The sequence below is a fragment of the Anaerobutyricum hallii genome (assembly GCF_900209925.1).
Lineage (GTDB): Bacteria > Bacillota > Clostridia > Lachnospirales > Lachnospiraceae > Anaerobutyricum > Anaerobutyricum soehngenii.
The window spans coordinates 900,442-916,526 of record NZ_LT907978.1 but is presented as its reverse complement, the minus strand read 5'-3'; the positions used below and the strand labels follow the sequence as shown (position 1 = coordinate 916,526).

22 protein-coding genes are annotated in these 16,085 nt (G+C 37.6%); 3 read left to right on the top strand and 19 right to left on the bottom strand.

The annotated features are described in order from the left end of the window. Positions 1-5 precede the first annotated feature (5 nt). The 18 genes from lepB (EHLA_RS04220) to EHLA_RS04135 form a co-directional block, all read right to left on the bottom strand. Positions 6-608, bottom strand: a complete 603-nt coding sequence (gene lepB, locus EHLA_RS04220) for a signal peptidase I (RefSeq protein WP_096239429.1) — start codon at positions 606-608, stop codon at positions 6-8. Beyond that, positions 598-1,446, bottom strand: a complete 849-nt coding sequence (ylqF, locus tag EHLA_RS04215; protein WP_096239428.1) for a ribosome biogenesis GTPase YlqF — start codon at positions 1,444-1,446, stop codon at positions 598-600. The genes lepB (EHLA_RS04220) and ylqF overlap by 11 nt, the downstream gene beginning before the upstream one ends. A 23-nt stretch (positions 1,447-1,469) precedes the next feature. Continuing rightward, positions 1,470-2,015: a signal peptidase I gene (lepB, locus tag EHLA_RS04210; protein WP_096239427.1), complete on the bottom strand. Its 546-nt coding sequence runs from the start codon at positions 2,013-2,015 to the stop codon at positions 1,470-1,472. 76 nt (positions 2,016-2,091) lie between these two features. Then, complete coding sequence (gene rplS / locus EHLA_RS04205) at positions 2,092-2,439, bottom strand: 50S ribosomal protein L19 (protein ID WP_021908291.1); 348 nt, start codon at positions 2,437-2,439, stop codon at positions 2,092-2,094. Positions 2,440-2,526: 87 nt separating this feature from the next. Next, complete coding sequence (gene trmD / locus EHLA_RS04200) at positions 2,527-3,273, bottom strand: tRNA (guanosine(37)-N1)-methyltransferase TrmD (protein ID WP_096239426.1); 747 nt, start codon at positions 3,271-3,273, stop codon at positions 2,527-2,529. Continuing rightward, complete coding sequence (gene rimM, locus EHLA_RS04195; RefSeq protein ID WP_096239425.1) at positions 3,273-3,782, bottom strand: ribosome maturation factor RimM; 510 nt, start codon at positions 3,780-3,782, stop codon at positions 3,273-3,275. The genes trmD and rimM overlap by 1 nt, the downstream gene beginning before the upstream one ends. Positions 3,783-3,875: 93 nt before the next feature. Then, positions 3,876-4,106, bottom strand: coding sequence for a KH domain-containing protein (locus EHLA_RS04190; RefSeq protein WP_096239424.1), 231 nt, complete (start codon positions 4,104-4,106; stop codon positions 3,876-3,878). Between the two features lie 18 nt (positions 4,107-4,124). Beyond that, a complete protein-coding gene (gene rpsP / locus EHLA_RS04185) occupies positions 4,125-4,370 on the bottom strand; it encodes a 30S ribosomal protein S16 (RefSeq protein ID WP_021908295.1) in 246 nt (81 codons plus the stop codon). A 99-nt stretch (positions 4,371-4,469) separates the two neighbouring features. Beyond that, positions 4,470-5,825 (bottom strand): signal recognition particle protein, encoded by a 1,356-nt coding sequence (gene ffh / locus EHLA_RS04180; RefSeq protein ID WP_096239423.1) that lies wholly within the window; start codon positions 5,823-5,825, stop codon positions 4,470-4,472. 18 nt (positions 5,826-5,843) lie between these two features. Further along, the gene (gene ylxM / locus EHLA_RS04175) at positions 5,844-6,200 is read right to left on the bottom strand and encodes a YlxM family DNA-binding protein (RefSeq protein WP_021908297.1); all 357 of its coding nucleotides are present in this window, start codon (positions 6,198-6,200) and stop codon (positions 5,844-5,846) included. A gap of 452 nt (positions 6,201-6,652) precedes the next feature. Continuing rightward, entirely contained in the window at positions 6,653-7,195 is a 543-nt protein-coding gene (gene rbr, locus EHLA_RS04170) for a rubrerythrin (protein WP_096239422.1), read from the bottom strand. Positions 7,196-7,404: 209 nt separating this feature from the next. Continuing rightward, positions 7,405-7,602: a hypothetical protein gene (locus EHLA_RS04165; RefSeq protein ID WP_096239421.1), complete on the bottom strand. Its 198-nt coding sequence runs from the start codon at positions 7,600-7,602 to the stop codon at positions 7,405-7,407. Between the two features lie 12 nt (positions 7,603-7,614). Then, positions 7,615-8,937: a replication-associated recombination protein A gene (locus EHLA_RS04160; RefSeq protein ID WP_096239420.1), complete on the bottom strand. Its 1,323-nt coding sequence runs from the start codon at positions 8,935-8,937 to the stop codon at positions 7,615-7,617. Positions 8,938-9,024: 87 nt separating this feature from the next. Continuing rightward, on the bottom strand, positions 9,025-9,663 hold the full coding sequence (gene cobC / locus EHLA_RS04155) for an alpha-ribazole phosphatase (RefSeq protein WP_157908547.1): 639 nt from the start codon (positions 9,661-9,663) through the stop codon (positions 9,025-9,027). A gap of 107 nt (positions 9,664-9,770) precedes the next feature. Further along, positions 9,771-9,971: a cold-shock protein gene (locus EHLA_RS04150; RefSeq protein ID WP_021907760.1), complete on the bottom strand. Its 201-nt coding sequence runs from the start codon at positions 9,969-9,971 to the stop codon at positions 9,771-9,773. 137 nt (positions 9,972-10,108) lie between these two features. Continuing rightward, positions 10,109-11,245: a sporulation integral membrane protein YtvI gene (gene ytvI / locus EHLA_RS04145; RefSeq protein WP_123864835.1), complete on the bottom strand. Its 1,137-nt coding sequence runs from the start codon at positions 11,243-11,245 to the stop codon at positions 10,109-10,111. A 126-nt stretch (positions 11,246-11,371) separates the two neighbouring features. Further along, positions 11,372-12,274, bottom strand: coding sequence for a DUF5688 family protein (locus tag EHLA_RS04140; RefSeq protein WP_021907758.1), 903 nt, complete (start codon positions 12,272-12,274; stop codon positions 11,372-11,374). Positions 12,275-12,464: 190 nt separating this feature from the next. Beyond that, positions 12,465-12,950, bottom strand: coding sequence for a hypothetical protein (locus tag EHLA_RS04135; protein ID WP_096239417.1), 486 nt, complete (start codon positions 12,948-12,950; stop codon positions 12,465-12,467). Between the two features lie 273 nt (positions 12,951-13,223). On the opposite strand from EHLA_RS04135, the gene EHLA_RS04130 reads away from it, so the two are divergent. The 3 genes from EHLA_RS04130 (at position 13,224) to EHLA_RS04120 (ending at position 14,606) form a co-directional block, all read left to right on the top strand. Then, entirely contained in the window at positions 13,224-13,424 is a 201-nt protein-coding gene (locus tag EHLA_RS04130) for a DUF378 domain-containing protein (RefSeq protein ID WP_021907756.1), read from the top strand. Positions 13,425-13,758: 334 nt separating this feature from the next. Further along, entirely contained in the window at positions 13,759-14,349 is a 591-nt protein-coding gene (locus EHLA_RS04125; protein WP_096239416.1) for a ribonuclease domain-containing protein, read from the top strand. Further along, complete coding sequence (locus EHLA_RS04120; protein ID WP_096239415.1) at positions 14,346-14,606, top strand: barstar family protein; 261 nt, start codon at positions 14,346-14,348, stop codon at positions 14,604-14,606. Before EHLA_RS04125 ends, EHLA_RS04120 begins: the two co-directional genes overlap by 4 nt. Here EHLA_RS04120 and EHLA_RS04115 read toward each other — a convergent pair. Next, entirely contained in the window at positions 14,565-15,713 is a 1,149-nt protein-coding gene (locus tag EHLA_RS04115) for an acyltransferase family protein (protein ID WP_021907753.1), read from the bottom strand. The two genes, EHLA_RS04120 and EHLA_RS04115, sit on opposite strands and share 42 nt — an antisense overlap. Between the last annotated feature and the right edge of the window lie 372 nt (positions 15,714-16,085).

Here is a 16,085-nt window from a genome sequence, read left to right as displayed (position 1 = left end):
TCAAATCAGGAAACTTTTCCAAACTTATTTAATGGCCAGATTCTTATCCATACCTTGCCAACAATCTGTGAACGCTTTACGGGGCCAACAATCTCATAACGGCTATCCTGACTGACCGGACGATTATCCCCTAAACAGAAATACTCATCCTTCCCTAATGTCACCGGCTCCTCGGCTATTCCCGGATAATCAATATAATCTGTAATGCCATATACATCACTCTTTAGCTCTTTATCGTTAATATAGACCTTTCCATCTTTAATCTGGACGGTTTCACCTGGCATTCCGATAATCCGCTTAATATAATACGGATGCATTCCTTCTTCTTCTGGTCCAGGGAAAATGATAATATCATATCTCTTTGGATCATGAAAACGATAGGAAAGCTTATCCATAACCAGATTCTGTCCATTTGCCAATGTGGTATCCATAGAATTTCCATTAACCACTGTTCTCTGTCCTACAAAATGTAAAATAAGAAATACAAAAATACAGACACCGGCTATGTATGCGATCGTACCTAAAATATTTTTTGCAGTACTGTTTTCCTTTGTCCCACTCGTTTCTTTCTCACTGTTCTTCTCTGTTTCAATTTCTTTATTGCTCATCTGGCACCTCCAAAGACAACTTGCCAAGACGCAGGGAACGGAAATCCTCTAAAAGAAGTCGTCCTGCTTTGTCAATATCCATCTGATTTCCTTTCATCAGACATCCTCTCACTCTTGCAATTTCTTCAAGAATCTCTAAATTCTCTTTGCCCTCATCTACAGCATATCTTTCTTCCAGTACCCCTTTATAGGTTTTCTTCAGGAAATCAATAAACGCAATTGCCATCTCTGTTGTATTAAGAATCTCTTCTTTAATAGAACCAATTAATGCCAGTCGGAGTCCAACTGCCTGATCTTCAAATTTCGGCCATAAAATACCTGGCGTATCTAAAAGCTCGACATTCTTATTAATCTTAATCCACTGCTTTCCCTTTGTAACACCTGGCTTATTTCCTGTCTTCGCACAGGCTTTGCCTGCAAAAGAATTGATAAAAGTAGACTTTCCTACATTCGGAATTCCTACAACCATCGCACGTAGTGGACGGTTTAATATTCCTCTTTTTTTATCTCTTGCCTTTTTTTCCTGACAGACCTTTTCTATCAGAGACTTTACTTCTTTCATTCCGGCACCTTTTTGTGAGTTCACCTTTGCCACAAAAAAACCTTTTGCTTCAAAATAACTCTGCCACGCTGCCGTTGTTTTTGCATCTGCCATATCTGCCTTATTTAGCACAATAAGACGATACTTATTCCTTGCCAGTTCATCTATGTCCGGATTTTTACTGCTAAGCGGAACTCTGGCATCTACCAGTTCCACTACAATATCAATTAACTTGATATTCTCCTGCATCATTCTTCTGGCCTTTGTCATATGACCAGGATACCACTGAAAATGCATTTCTTTCCCTCCTGCTATTCTTCCTACTGTCTCTTTGCTTTATGAATCGTACCTGTTATTTTACCGACAAATTGTGAACGTTTGATGTTTCCAATATTAGATACTCTTGAATCTTCACTGTTATTACAGTTATCTCCCATCACAAAATACTCATCATCTTCCAGTGCCACATCATATGCAGCTAAACCTGCTGAAAGGATTTCTTCCTCTGAAAAACCTTTCAGTTCTTTATTATTTATATAAATCTTTCCATTCTCTATCTTTACAGTTTCACCCGGCAGACCAATAACCCGCTTTACGGAATAATGTGTTGTAGAGCCATTCTCAAGTTCTAAAATAACCGCATCAAGCCTCTTCGGACTGCCGAATCGATAATCCAGTTTATTTACCAACACAGTATCTCCATCATAATATGCAGGTTGCATAGAATCCCCATGGACGGTTACTGTCTGAAAACAAAACTGAATAACCAAAAATGCTAACAGAATTGCTGCTGCAATCTCTCCGACCCATAGACCAATTCGGCGGATCATCAAATTTCTTCTTTCTAAATATCGATAATTTTTCATCTGTTTTCACCTGTTTCCCGGAAATCTGTATGGAAAAACAGGGCAAGTATAAATACTCGCCCCGATTTTTGTGATACTATTTAACTAATTCTTTTACCTTAGCTTTCTTACCGATTCTCTCACGTAAGTAGTAAAGTTTAGCTCTTCTTACTTTACCTTTTCTTACTACCTGAATCTTTGTAACGATTGGAGAATGTAATGGCCATGTCTTCTCAACACCAACACCATTGGAGAACTTTCTTACTGTGAAAGTTTCTTTTGCTCCACCGTTCTGTCTCTTAATAACAGTTCCTTCAAATACCTGGATACGCTCACGTGAACCTTCTACTACCTTTGCAGAAACACGAACTGTATCTCCAACGCGGAAACTATCAACTTCTGGTTTTAACTGTGCATCTTCAATGCTTTTAATAATATCTTTCATGTGTGACCTCCTATATATTCTCGGTGTTCTTAATACCTAAATGTAAAAGCGGACCACCTTTTTTCACAACTTGTTAAGTGTACCATACTATGCCTGGTCATGCAAGTCTTTTTTTAACTTTTTTAAATACTTTTCATCATCTTTAGATAAGTCAGCCTTCTCTAACAAATCAGGCCGCCTTTCTAAAGTTCTCTTCAACGACTGTTCCCGCCGCCATTTATCCACATTACCATGATGACCGGACAAAAGCACATCCGGAACCCTTTTCCCATGGAATTCTACCGGTCTTGTATACTGGGGATGCTCTAAAAGATTGTCATGGAACGACTCAAATTCAGCAGATTCTTCATTATTCAAAACTCCGGGTACAAGACGGGAAACCGCATCAATCATGACCATTGCCGGCAGTTCTCCGCCCGTAAGGACATAATCACCAATCGATACATAATCTGTTACGATTTCTTCTAAAATTCTTTCATCTACCCCTTCGTAATGTCCACATAGAAAAATCAGATCTTCTTCTTTAGCAAACTCTTCCGCCATTGATTGATTAAAAACAGCTCCCTGTGGTGTCACATAAACTACTCTTGGTTTTTTCTCTATATTCTGTGTAATATCCTCATACGCAAGATAAATCGGTTCCGGCTGCATCACCATTCCCGCTCCTCCACCATAAGGATAATCATCCACATGTTTATGTTTATCTTTGGAATAATCTCGTATATTTACCGCATTCAGATGAATATATCCATTCTGTAACGCTCTTCCGGTTACACTCGTATGAAGCCCTGCCTCAATCATATCCGGAAACAGAGTGAGTACATGGAAATTCATTAGTCCACCAGCCCTTTCAGCATATGAACCAAAATAATTTTCTCATCCATATCCACATCAAGAATACAATCTTTGATTGCCGGAAGAAGTACATGACCTCCATCGGATGTTTTTACTTCGTACACGTCATTCGCACCAGTCTCTATAACATCAACAAGCTCACCGATCGTTACACCACTTTCGTCAACAAGCGTAAGGCCCAGCAAATCTGCAACATAGTATTCATCCTCTTCTAATGGAACAGCATTCTCTCTCGTAACTTTAAGAGGACATCTCTTATACTTTTCTACGTCATTAATATCATCCAGTCCTTCAAACTTTACAAAAACAAACTGTTTGAAAAACTTACAATACTGCACCTTCTTCTCAACCAGTTCCTTACCTGTGTCAATAATGACCGTATCTAAGTCGAGGAATCTTTCTTTATCATCTGTTGTTGGAAAAACTTTGACTTCACCTTTCAGTCCATGTGTTCCCGTAATAATACCAATCTGAAATAAATCTTCCATACCTTATTATCTCCATTCTGCCGTTGAATTCTTCCCTGTATAGAAAAAAATGTTACCTGCTCAAATATTTACAGGTAACATTTCAAATGCCTATTACTGTGCGATATCAACTATCACTTTTTTATCATCGCGGGATGCCGCTGCCTTTACAACCGTACGGATTGCCTTTGCAATACGTCCCTGTTTGCCAATTACTTTGCCCATATCATCTGGAGCAACATGTAATTCTAAGATAATGGAGTTCTCTGTCTCCTTCTCTGTGACAGCAACTTCGTCCGGATGATCAACGAGAGAAACTGCTATAACTCTTACTAATTCTTTCATTATATTAGCCTCCAGTTATTATTTCTCAATACCGGCATTCTTTAATAATCTTGCAACTGTGTCTGTTGGCTGAGCTCCTTTAGAAAGCCAGTCTTTAGCTGCTTCTTCATCGATATTAACTACGCATGGTTCCTGGTTAGGATCGTATAAACCGATTTCGTCGATGTTTCTTCCATCTCTTGGAGATCTTGCATCTGCAACTACAATTCTATAGATAGGATTTCTCTTTTTACCCATTCTTTTTAATCTCATTTTTACTGCCATGTGATTCACCTCTTTCATAATATTTGTGTATAATTCATTCATCTATATTGGAACCGGTTACCCGGATACCATCGTTAATTAAACTTTTTAAATTTATATTTAAAATGGAAGCTTCATTCCACCAAGGTTAAATCCGCCTTTTCTGCGGCCACCCTTTCCCATCATTCCATTCATCTGCTTCATCATCTTACGTGACTGCTCAAACTGTTTGCAAAGCTTATTCACATCCTGAAGCTTTACACCAGCTCCTGCTGCAATTCTCTTCTTCCTGGAAGGGTTCAAAATACTTGGGTTTGCTCTCTCTTCCGGTGTCATAGAATAAATGATTGCTTCAATGCTGTCCATCGCTCCATCATCTATGTCTACATTCTTAAGCTGGCTTCCTACACCTGGAATCATAGAAAGGATATCTGTAAGACCACCCATCTTCTTAATCTGCTGCATCTGAGAAAGAAAATCATCAAAGCCAAACTCTGCTTTTCGAAGCTTCTGCTCTAACTTTCTTGCTTCTTCTTCATCCACTGCATTCTCCGCTTTCTCAATAAGAGTAAATACATCTCCCATTCCAAGAATACGGCTTGTCATTCGGTCTGGATAAAACTGCTGTAAATCTTCGAGTTTCTCACCCATACCTACATATAATATCGGCTTACCTGTTACCGCGCGGATAGAAAGTGCCGCACCACCTCTGGTATCACCGTCAAGCTTAGTTAAGATAACGCCGTCGATGCCAACCTTCTCTTCAAAAGTCTTCGCTACATTCACTGCATCCTGACCTGTCATAGCATCTACAACTAATACAGTCTGTGTCACATCAACGTTCGCTTTTATATTCTGCAGCTCCTCCATCATAGACTCATCTACATGAAGACGACCCGCAGTATCCAAAATAACAATATTATTGTCATTCTCTCTGGCATGCTCAATAGAAGCCTTGGCAATATCTACAGGATTCTGCTTATCTCCCATAGTAAACACAGGTACTCCCTGCTTTGCACCATTCACTTCCAACTGCTTGATCGCTGCCGGACGATATACGTCACAGGCAACTAATAAAGGCTTTTTCCCTTTCTTCTTGAGCTGTCCGGCAATCTTTGCACAGGTTGTTGTCTTACCTGCACCTTGAAGACCTGCCATAAGAAAAACGGTTATCTCATTCCCCGGCTTAATTACCAGTTCTGTCATCTCGGAACCCATTAAAGATTCCATCTCTTCTTTTACAATCTTTATTACCATCTGACCTGGATTAAGTCCAGTCAGAACATCCTGTCCTATCGCTCTGTCAGTTACTGTCTTGACAAAGGATTTTACTACACGGAAGTTAACATCCGCTTCCAACAGGGCTCTCTTTACTTCCTTCATCGCTTCCTTTACGTCAGCTTCTGTCAGACGGCCCTTGCTTCTTAAATTCTTAAAAACATTCTGTAATTTATCCGTAAGGCTCTCAAATGCCATAACAAAATCTCCCTGCTCTTAATACTCTTCCAGTATCTTACTGGACAGTTCTGCAATCTGTGCAATCTTTTCTCTGACAACGGACTTATCATCACACTCCGCAATCTCTTCTGCACATGTATGAATGGAAGCTACTGTCTTCTTTACTTTTTGAAAATGCTCTACCAGATGAAGACGATTCTCGTAATCTGTAAGAATCTTCTCACATCTCTTAATCAAATCATGCGCACCCTGCCGGCTGATTCCTCGAATTGATGCAATCTCTGTAGGAGATAAATCATTCTGAATGTATTCACCATAAACATCTTTCTGGTGCTGTGTCAGCAATTCACCATAAAAATCAAAAAGTAATGACTTCTCTACTATTCTATCCAATAGTCTCTCACCTCATGTCATGTAAAGTAGTTTTGCTTTACAGTTGGCTATTATATACGACACAAATATTTTTGTCAAGTACTTTTCCTTTCTTTTTTTAATACTAATTTATGAGGCTAAGGAAACGAAAACCAGAAATTTAATAAAACAGAAAATGTGAAGATAGTCGCAGCGTAGAAAATGCCTGCTCGGCATTTTTACTCGCTCCGACATCACATTTTCTGTTTTATTAAATTTCTGGTTTTCTGTTCTTTGGCTGCAGATGAAATTAGTATTTAAATTTTTTTTGGGTAATAATGGGATTGCCCAGAAGTCTATGCTGTTCATTAAAATGAAAATTTCCAGATCTGTGGATTTAAGATGGTCAGAAAAAAAGAAACCATGCCCTATCCCATCTGCTCTTTAGTCGCAGATGGGATAGGGCATGGTTTCTTTTTTCGTCTATATAAAATCTAGAAATTCTCTGCTTTAATCTGGAAATAAGACTGTGGATGATCACATACCGGACATACATCTGGTGCTTTCTTTCCAACACAGATATGTCCACAGTTTGCACACTGCCAAATCGTATCGCCATCTCTGGAGAAAACGATTTCTTTCTGTACATTATCAAGAAGTTTTAAATATCTTGCTTCATGTTCCTTTTCAATGGCGCCAACGCCTTCGAACTTCTCCGCAATATCATCAAAACCTTCTTCTCTTGCTTCTTTTGCAAAAGTTGCATACATATCTGTCCACTCATAGTTCTCACCTTCTGCTGCTGCCTGAAGATTCTCGATCGTAGAGCGGATTGCTCCTCCTTCAAGGAGTTTAAACCACATCTTTGCATGTTCTTTCTCATTATTAGCTGTTTCTTCAAAAATATTTGCAATCTGAACATATCCTTCTTTTTTTGCCTTACTTGCAAAATAAGAATACTTGTTTCTTGCCTGAGATTCTCCTGCAAAAGCTGTCATTAAATTCTGTTCTGTTTTTGTTCCTTTTAATTCTGGCATAATAAACCCCTTTCTTATATTAAATCATATTTATTAATCCCATTATTACATGATGTCACGAATTACTCCGTAGCTAACGCTACTCCCGTAATTCTGAAACATTATATTATAGTAACTCATAAAAGATATAACTACCGCTAAATCAATAACAGTAACTCTTACTTTTTATATAATATCTTATTAATAAATAATTGTCAAGAAAAAAATGATTATTTTTTCTCGTTTTTATCTTTTACGATTCGATAGATAAACATATATGCATAAATCAATAACGGTAACGCAAGCATCGTAAACAAAGATGCCATAAAATATGGACTCCCCGTAATCGCACAATATAATGTAACAAAAACCATCGCGATCAAAAAGATTACTATCAACAATGCTGCTATTCTTTTTACTTTTTTCATAACAATTCTTTTTTAACGATCCTCTCTTAAATGTTTTAAGTACTCTTTTATATGATTCTCATAACCATTTTCTGTAGGAATATAAAATCGTTCCTCTTTTACCTCATCTGGAAGATACTGTTGTTTTACATAGTTTTCCGGATAATCATGCGCATATTTATAACCAATTCCATGTCCTAATTTTTTTGCTCCTCCGTAATGAGCATCTCTTAAATACGGAGGAACCTGCCCTGTATTCTGGCTCCGTACCATAGATAACGCCTTATCTACCGCCATGATACACGCATTACTTTTTGGTGCACTTGCCACATAGGCTGCCGCCTGCGACAACAAAATTCTAGCTTCCGGCATACCAATCCTCTCGACTCCCTGAGAAGCTGCTACTGCAACTACTAACGCCTGCGGATCTGCATTGCCCACATCTTCTGAGGCGCATATCATGATTCTCCGGGCAATAAACTTTGGATCTTCGCCTGCATCAAGCATGCGTGCCAGATAAAACACAGCTGCATCCGGATCTGTTCCTCTCATACTTTTTATAAATGCAGAAATTGTATCGTAATGATTATCGCCATCCCTGTCATAGTTCACTGCTTTTCTTTGAATACATTCTTCCGCTGCTGTCAAGTCAATTAATGTCCTTCCATTCTCATCCGGCTCTGTAGTCAATATACCAAGCTCTACTGCATTAAGCGCTCTTCTTGCATCTCCCCCTGCCATCTGCGCAATAAACTGTGCTGCTTCCTCTGTGATTTCCGCACCATATGCTCCCATCCCTCTTTCATTATCTTCCACTGCAGTTTTCACTAATTTACAAATATCTTTCTGTGACAATGGTTCCAGATGAAAAATCTGGGAACGGGAAAGCAGGGCGCTATTCACTTCAAAATACGGATTCTCTGTTGTTGCTCCAATCAAAATGACCGTACCATCTTCCACAAACGGCAACAGATAATCCTGCTGTGCCTTATTAAAACGATGAATCTCGTCAATAAACAATATCGTTTTCTTACCATACATACCAAATGCATCTTTAGCCTGAGATACTGCCTGTTCCATATCCTTCTTACCCGAAGTAGTTGCATTCATCTGCACAAAATCTGCACTCGTCGTATTCGCGATTACTTTTGCTAATGTTGTCTTTCCTGTTCCAGGAGGACCATAAAAAATCAGCGAGCTAATCTTATCCGCCTTGATCGCACGATATAAAAGTTTATCTTTTCCTATAATATGCTGCTGTCCTACAACTTCATCAAGATTTTTAGGACGCATTCTCACCGCAAGAGGCGATTCTTCCTTTTTCCTCTGCATACTCATATATTCAAATAAGTCCATTCTTTTGCCTCTGTTTATTTATTCCCTTCCTTGTTGTCTTCTCTAGTTACACAATCACTTGTCCTGTCTCTGCTTTTTCTACCCTTGTTATTTCACACTTTTTACGGATGCCGGTTCTCCTTCAACCAAAATGCTTGCATTTAACTTTCGTATAATTGCATAGCCATCTTCCAGATCAACTACACTATAACATCCCTGTTCAAATACAAAGTTCCAGTATCCATCCAGCGGTAACTTCAGCATCGCCGCCAAAAGATGTCCAAGTGTCCCCTTATGTGCCGCAATAAGCATCTTTTCTCCCTTAGATTCTCTTCCTGACGGAATATCCCTCAAAAAATCTTCTGTCCTGCTGCGCACATCTGCAAAACTTTCTCCTTTTGGAATCCTGTATGTAGAAAATTCTTCATTCCAGGCATCTAACTCTTTTGGATAATTACTCTGTATTTCTTTATAAGTCATCCCCTCAAATATACCAAAATCCTGTTCCATAAGTCGTCGATCACCAAAGATCTCCTGCTCTCGCTCTTCCATCACAATCTGTGCTGTATTATATGCACGAACTAATGGACTTGCTACTATATAATCAAAAGAAACCTCTTTTAAGATTTCTTTTAAATATCTTGCCTGGGAAATCCCTTTTTCAGAAAGAACGGCATCTGTTCTTCCATAATAACACCCCTTCGCATTCAGTGCGGTTTCTCCATGTCGAATCAAATAAAGTCTCATTATCATTTCCTCAAGTTTCTATTTTATATTCATCTTCTATTCTTTGTTTATTATACAAAAAAAGCCGTTGCAAATCAATTACTGCAACGGCATCATCCCATGTATTTTTAAAGCCTCACAACATTTGAAGCCTGCGGTCCTTTCTCTCCCTGAACAATATCAAACTCTACTTCATTCCCTTCTTCTAATGATTTAAAGCCTGGCATATTCAGTCCTGTATAATGTACAAAGATATCTTTGCCACTCTCATCCTGTATAAACCCATACCCCTTCTGATTGTTAAACCACTTCACTCTTCCCTTAAACATCGGAATACCTCCATTATCAAACTACCTGCCTTCTCCCGGTCAGGATAGCATTATTTTAGCACAATGCTAGATACAAGTCAATATATTTTCAGATAATTATAATTATTCTACATAATTATCTGAATTTTTATCATATTTTACATTTTTCGAGTAATATTATCTTCACAATGTCTGTATTCATACAACAGTCTGTTCATCCTCTGAATCTTTCGGTCAAATAATCCCAGTTTATATAATGTGATAATAACAACCCCCATAAGTAACGCCAGAATCATTCCCTTCATCCCGTCCAACTTATACCCACTGTAAATTAATACAAGCGTCGTCATTGAATCTAGTCCCACGCTATCAGCTATCATCTTTGGCTGCAGGAACTGTCTTGCAACCAGACACACAACATATAAAATGATAAGGAACATCGCCTGACGATAATCTCTTTGTAAAAAACAGATAAGAGTCCATGGTATCAATATCGTTCCCGTCCCTAAAATAGGCAGCAGGTCCACAATGGAAATTACTAACGCAAGTAAAAGCGCATATGGGTTACCAATAATTAAAAATCCTATCAGTAAAATCACAAAAACAATACACATTATTTTAACCTGCGCTACGAAAAATCCACCCAGAGCAGCAAAAACTTTATCCTTAATATCCCTTGCCGTCTGTCCAATATCTTCCGGAACTACCTTCCAGAAAAATTCCCCCAGTCTCTCTCTATCCGCAATAAAAAAATATGCTGAAATAATCATCACAATCGTTCCGATAAATCCATTCGTCAGATCTGCCGCTGCTGTTCCCATCATCTCCACTCCTTTTGGAGCAAACTTATTAATCACTCCGCCCATCTGGCTAAGAAGATTATTAAAAAAGACCTGTATCTGATTACCAAAATCAGCCGAAATTGGAGAAACTATATCTGTAAGGTTCTTACTCAACAGCTTTATGGTCGTCTTCACATATCCATAATATGCCGGCGCTCCAGAAAAAAGTTCCATTAACTCCCTTCCAAGCTTCGTTATCGCAATATATCCTAACCCTGCAATCAGCACCAAAACCAAAATAATAATTACAGCCGAAGACCACTTTTTATTCAGCTTAATATGCTTTTCCAGGAAATTACATAACGGTGTGGCTAGTAACGCCAATATCCAACTGGCTACAAATGGCCAGAAAAACCCCATCAACTTTGGAATTCCAAAAATCAAAATCATTGCCATACCAAAAAACACAAGCAATTCCATAATAATATTCAACAATATCTTCCATTTCTTCACTTTGATGTCACCTGCTCTCTAAACAAAATAAATGTAACTACAAGTATAGCACAGCCCTTTATATTTTCAACCAGATGCTTTCATCAACAGAATTTTGAAAGACTTGCACAAATATATTATGAAATTCTACACAATTCTCTTTTCCTCTGTAACTGGTACAATCTGATTCTTTTCTCTATTATAATAATATACAGAATCTGATAATATATCTCCTAGGGCAACTACTGTTCTATTTGCATCCTCTACCATAGTAAAAAGATCTGATGGATTATCAATTCTATCTGACGGCACCAGAATCACTTCATGGATACTGCTCGGCAGAATATAAAAATCTGTCTTCTTTTTCAAGGCAAATGTCTGCAATACATCATCATATAACAGTACAGAAGCCCCATTCACTTCCTGTCTGTTCGTCATAATATACATAGGGATCGCCGAACGATCCATTGGCATACAAACCCCTGCTCTCTGAATCATCTCATCCATATCCACCATCTGTGCCGGAAATAATCTCGGTGTATTCTCTCTTGCCGCTAACAAAAGCTCGTTCATAGAAATCCCCCACGCTTCCATCTCCTGATTCGTTACAAGCGCTGTAGAAATCCCTATATCATCACTATGTGCCACCCAGCGAAATGTCAGCGCGAGATCATACAACTTTAAATAAGGACAATCTTCTAAAATCTCTTCATTCTTCTTATAATTCACAAGCCGATAAATAATTCTGTCCTTTACATACTCAAACTTCTCCAACTTAAAATGATAATCCGCAACTCGTGAAATCTTCCATTCATATTCTTCTCGAATTCTGCGAATAATCTCTTCCAGACTCTCCCCTTTTAAATAATAACTATAATACTCATCCAGATAGATTGCCGGAGAAACATTCATCTCCTTACTCTTAATATACAGTCCTCTTAACTGTACCCCATTGTTCTTCGTTACCATAGCAACATCTAATTCCACATCACTTTTCCAGCCTTCTAAAATATGCTCCTCTATGTATTCCTGAAACATGTCAAATGTCATCTTTATTCCTCACTTTCCATAATATATGTTTTTTTATTTATTATGGAAATATCATAGCATATTTTGTAATATTTTTCCAGTATTTTTTCTATTTTTTTCTATTTATTTTATTCTATGACAGATTGGAACATTGTTTTACATCTTGTTCCAATCTGTCATCTTTTCAAGAATGCCCAGATATTCTTAAATTTTAATACTCCGTAATCTTATTATCTTCTGTATAAAGATATACTTTACCAGTATCTTTATCTACGTAATAATCCCCTGTTTTTTTCCCACCATCAGCTTCATATACGTGGAACTCATATCCTTCTGCTCCTGGATTTTCACTGTTATAAGCAGTAAGTTTCTCATTTTCCTCACGAAATTCGTACGAAATATCCTGATGATCTGTTTCTAGTTTATCCTTCAGATAATTTTTAGCATCTTCATACGTATCAAAAGTGCCTGCCCCTAAATGACCCATAATGCCATCTCCTGTATCTCCTGTATCCTCTGTATCATTTGTATCTTCTGTCGCTTTATTATTTTCCTTTGTATTATCAGGATCTTCCACACTCCATCCAGTTGTTGCTTCCATATCCTCTCCATTTGAATTTTTCATTCCACAGCCGACAAGAGCACACACAACCATTACCGCCAGTAACATTACCACATACATTTTTGATTTTTTCATCAATAAAACTCCTTTCTTTATTAATGTAGTCTCTGATTCTTCATTCAAGAATGCCCCGGCATTCTTGCTGCAAGCTGCACGTCATGAAATGCATGACATACTTCTTCCGCGCATCTGATATACTTGCCTTTACAAAAAGATTCCGAGAGTACATATCGTTTTATAAATATTATCTGCACTTTTTCAAAAAATATAATTTATTTATTCCGCTTTTTATAATTTTATAGAAAATGGTTATACTGATAAAACCAACACAGAAAGGAGTATTTATTTATGAAGTGGATTGATTATACCGCTCTAACTTTAGCTATTATTGGCGCGATTACCTGGGGATTAATCGGCATATTCCAATTTAATCTTGTCTCATTCTTTTTTGGAGAAAATAGCTGGTTTTCCCGTCTTATCTATGATCTTGTCGGCCTGTCCGGTTTATATTTACTTACCTTATTTGGTCGAATCGGACGCGACATGTAACCGTACTCTATCATTTTTTTATATTCTGCTAAAAAGGCAGTAGGGAAGCGAAAATTTGCGTAAACAAATTTTTCTACAGCTTCTTTACTGCCTCTTTCCTTTTTGTTATACTAATTTCAGAAGGAATATAAATTTAAAATTACACAATGTACTCTCGGAATCTTTTTGTGCTTGATTTTGTGAGAAGTTTTTTTGTCAGTTGTATCCAAATTTTTGAGGCGTACGCGGTGCGTACGTTGATGAAATTCGGGTGCAACTGGCGGAAAATCAGCCATAAACTCAAGTATAAGAAAGACTCCGAGAGTACATCATCACAATGCAGGGAGGAATTTTAATGCATTTCAAAAAGAAATTATGGTATTTTCTATCCATCCTTTCTACATTATTACTTGTCGTTCTTCCGATCAGCGGATGTAACTCCTCTTTTAATGTAGAAAGCACTACAGAAACCAGAACATACACTTCAACAATTACTAATAATTCCGATAAAAACACTTCGGACACCTCACAGTCGGACAATGCAGGCACTGCTTCTTCTAAAAAGAAACAAATCGATGAAACGGATGATTATCTTAACAAAAACGGCAGCTACACATCTAAAGAAGATGTGACAAACTACCTTATCCAGTACAGACAGCTTCCGACGAATTTCATTACAAAAAAAGAAGCAAAAAAACTGGGCTGGTCTGGCGGAAGCTTAGAACCTTATGCTCCAGGCAAATGTATCGGTGGAGATTATTTCGGCAATTATGAACAACGATTACCAGTTGTCTCTGGAAGAACCTACCACGAGTGCGATATCGACACTTTGAATGCAAAAAGCCGCGGAGCTAAACGAATTATCTACTCAGATGACGGTCAGATTTATTATACAGATGATCACTATGAAACTTTTACTTTACTTTATGGGGATGATATACAATGACAATCACAATCGATGGATTATCCATAAAAAAGAAAGAAGATTTTTATGCGAACATAAAAACTGAACTGAATGTTCCAGAATATTTTGGAAATAATCTGGATGCTCTATATGATATTTTAACAGAACATCCAGATCGTTTACAGATTAAATTTCTTCATTACGACAGAATGTGCGCGCAGCTCGGAGTTCCATTCTGTCAAAAACTGTTAAAGGTGCTACAGGATGCCGACATCCTCACCATAATAAATCAGCATTAATACAATTGTAACGAATTCTAACACAGGGAGTACCGTAAGGGTACTCTCTTTCCATTTATACAGATTCACAGCAACTCTGTTTATTCCAGTCAGCATGATATGCTCACTGTTTTTAAGAAACGTAAGTGGTACGCCAAAAATTTTTAATGATAATACAAACGGAAGCACCACCGCAATCGCAAGATAAATCCATATCCAGCCAGATGGAACCTTTTTAATAAGCTCATCTGTCATACCAGAAAATGTAAGTATATATAACACTAATCGATGCCAGAAATAAATCTGCAACGTTCTTTTACCTACTGTTCCTATAACCGGAATCTTACGATTTGGCACAAGGCTTATAATCGCAATTCCCATAAGAAAGGCAATCATATAGAATACCAGACGATGCACTGCCCCACAATCTTCTACATTAATAAATTCATACGCATTCCTTCCCGTAAAAAGACGTATATAAGAATACTTATCTTCGATTCTCGCTAACGTATATAAAATCATATCCGTAAGAAAAATAGCAGAAAGACACTTAATCCACAGTTTATCTAAAACCTCCTGCACTTTCTTTATATCCAAATGATATCCCACATAATAAAAAGGAAAAAATACAATAATCCTTGAAAGATAAAGAAAGCTTCCAATATTCGTATCATATCCAGCAAGACATGCAATCATAATACTGATCGGCATAACAAACCACAGCGGTAATTCACGCAGCAAATATGTCATAAGCATAAAAGCAGCCATGGCAAACATATACCATGGAATTCCTGTATCTTCAAACCACTGAAATACCGCTTCCTGATGAAATAATAACTTAATTCCATAAATGCAAAACTTCAACGTGTAACCAATCATAATATAATATATAGGCTTATCCCATCGAAACGGATGCCTTGCACCCCACTTCTTCTGTAATAATCCTGACAAAAAAATAAAAAGCGGCATATGGAAGGAATAAATAAAAAGAGAAAGGCTTTTCATTGTATTCGATATTGGTGCATACTGATTCACAAAATGTCCTATAACAACCATAACAATTAAAAAACACTTCAGATTGTCCCACTTATAAATGCGCTTTGTGTTTCTGCTCACTGCTTCACTCATCTCAATACCTCTTTGTATCAAATATTTGCATCTGATTATAACACCGACAATCATTTTTTTCTATAGTAAAATTTAACACTTTGGAAACTTTTCCGTAACATTTGTTGTGAATTTTTCAGCCCTCAATACTAATTTACATAAAAAATAGCCGTCCTGTTCTCTATTAAAGTTTAGGACGGCTATTTCAATAGTCTATTAACTTGCCCGGGTCAGATGGAGTGCGCCCATCTTTCCCAGTTGTCTTGTTAAGTATATTATATTCTATGCCGCTCCTATTGTCAAACAGGCATTTCACCCATTCCCATACTGCTAACCGCCTATAAAAAAGGAATTTGACCACTTTATAGAAACTTTATAAATAAAATATTACCA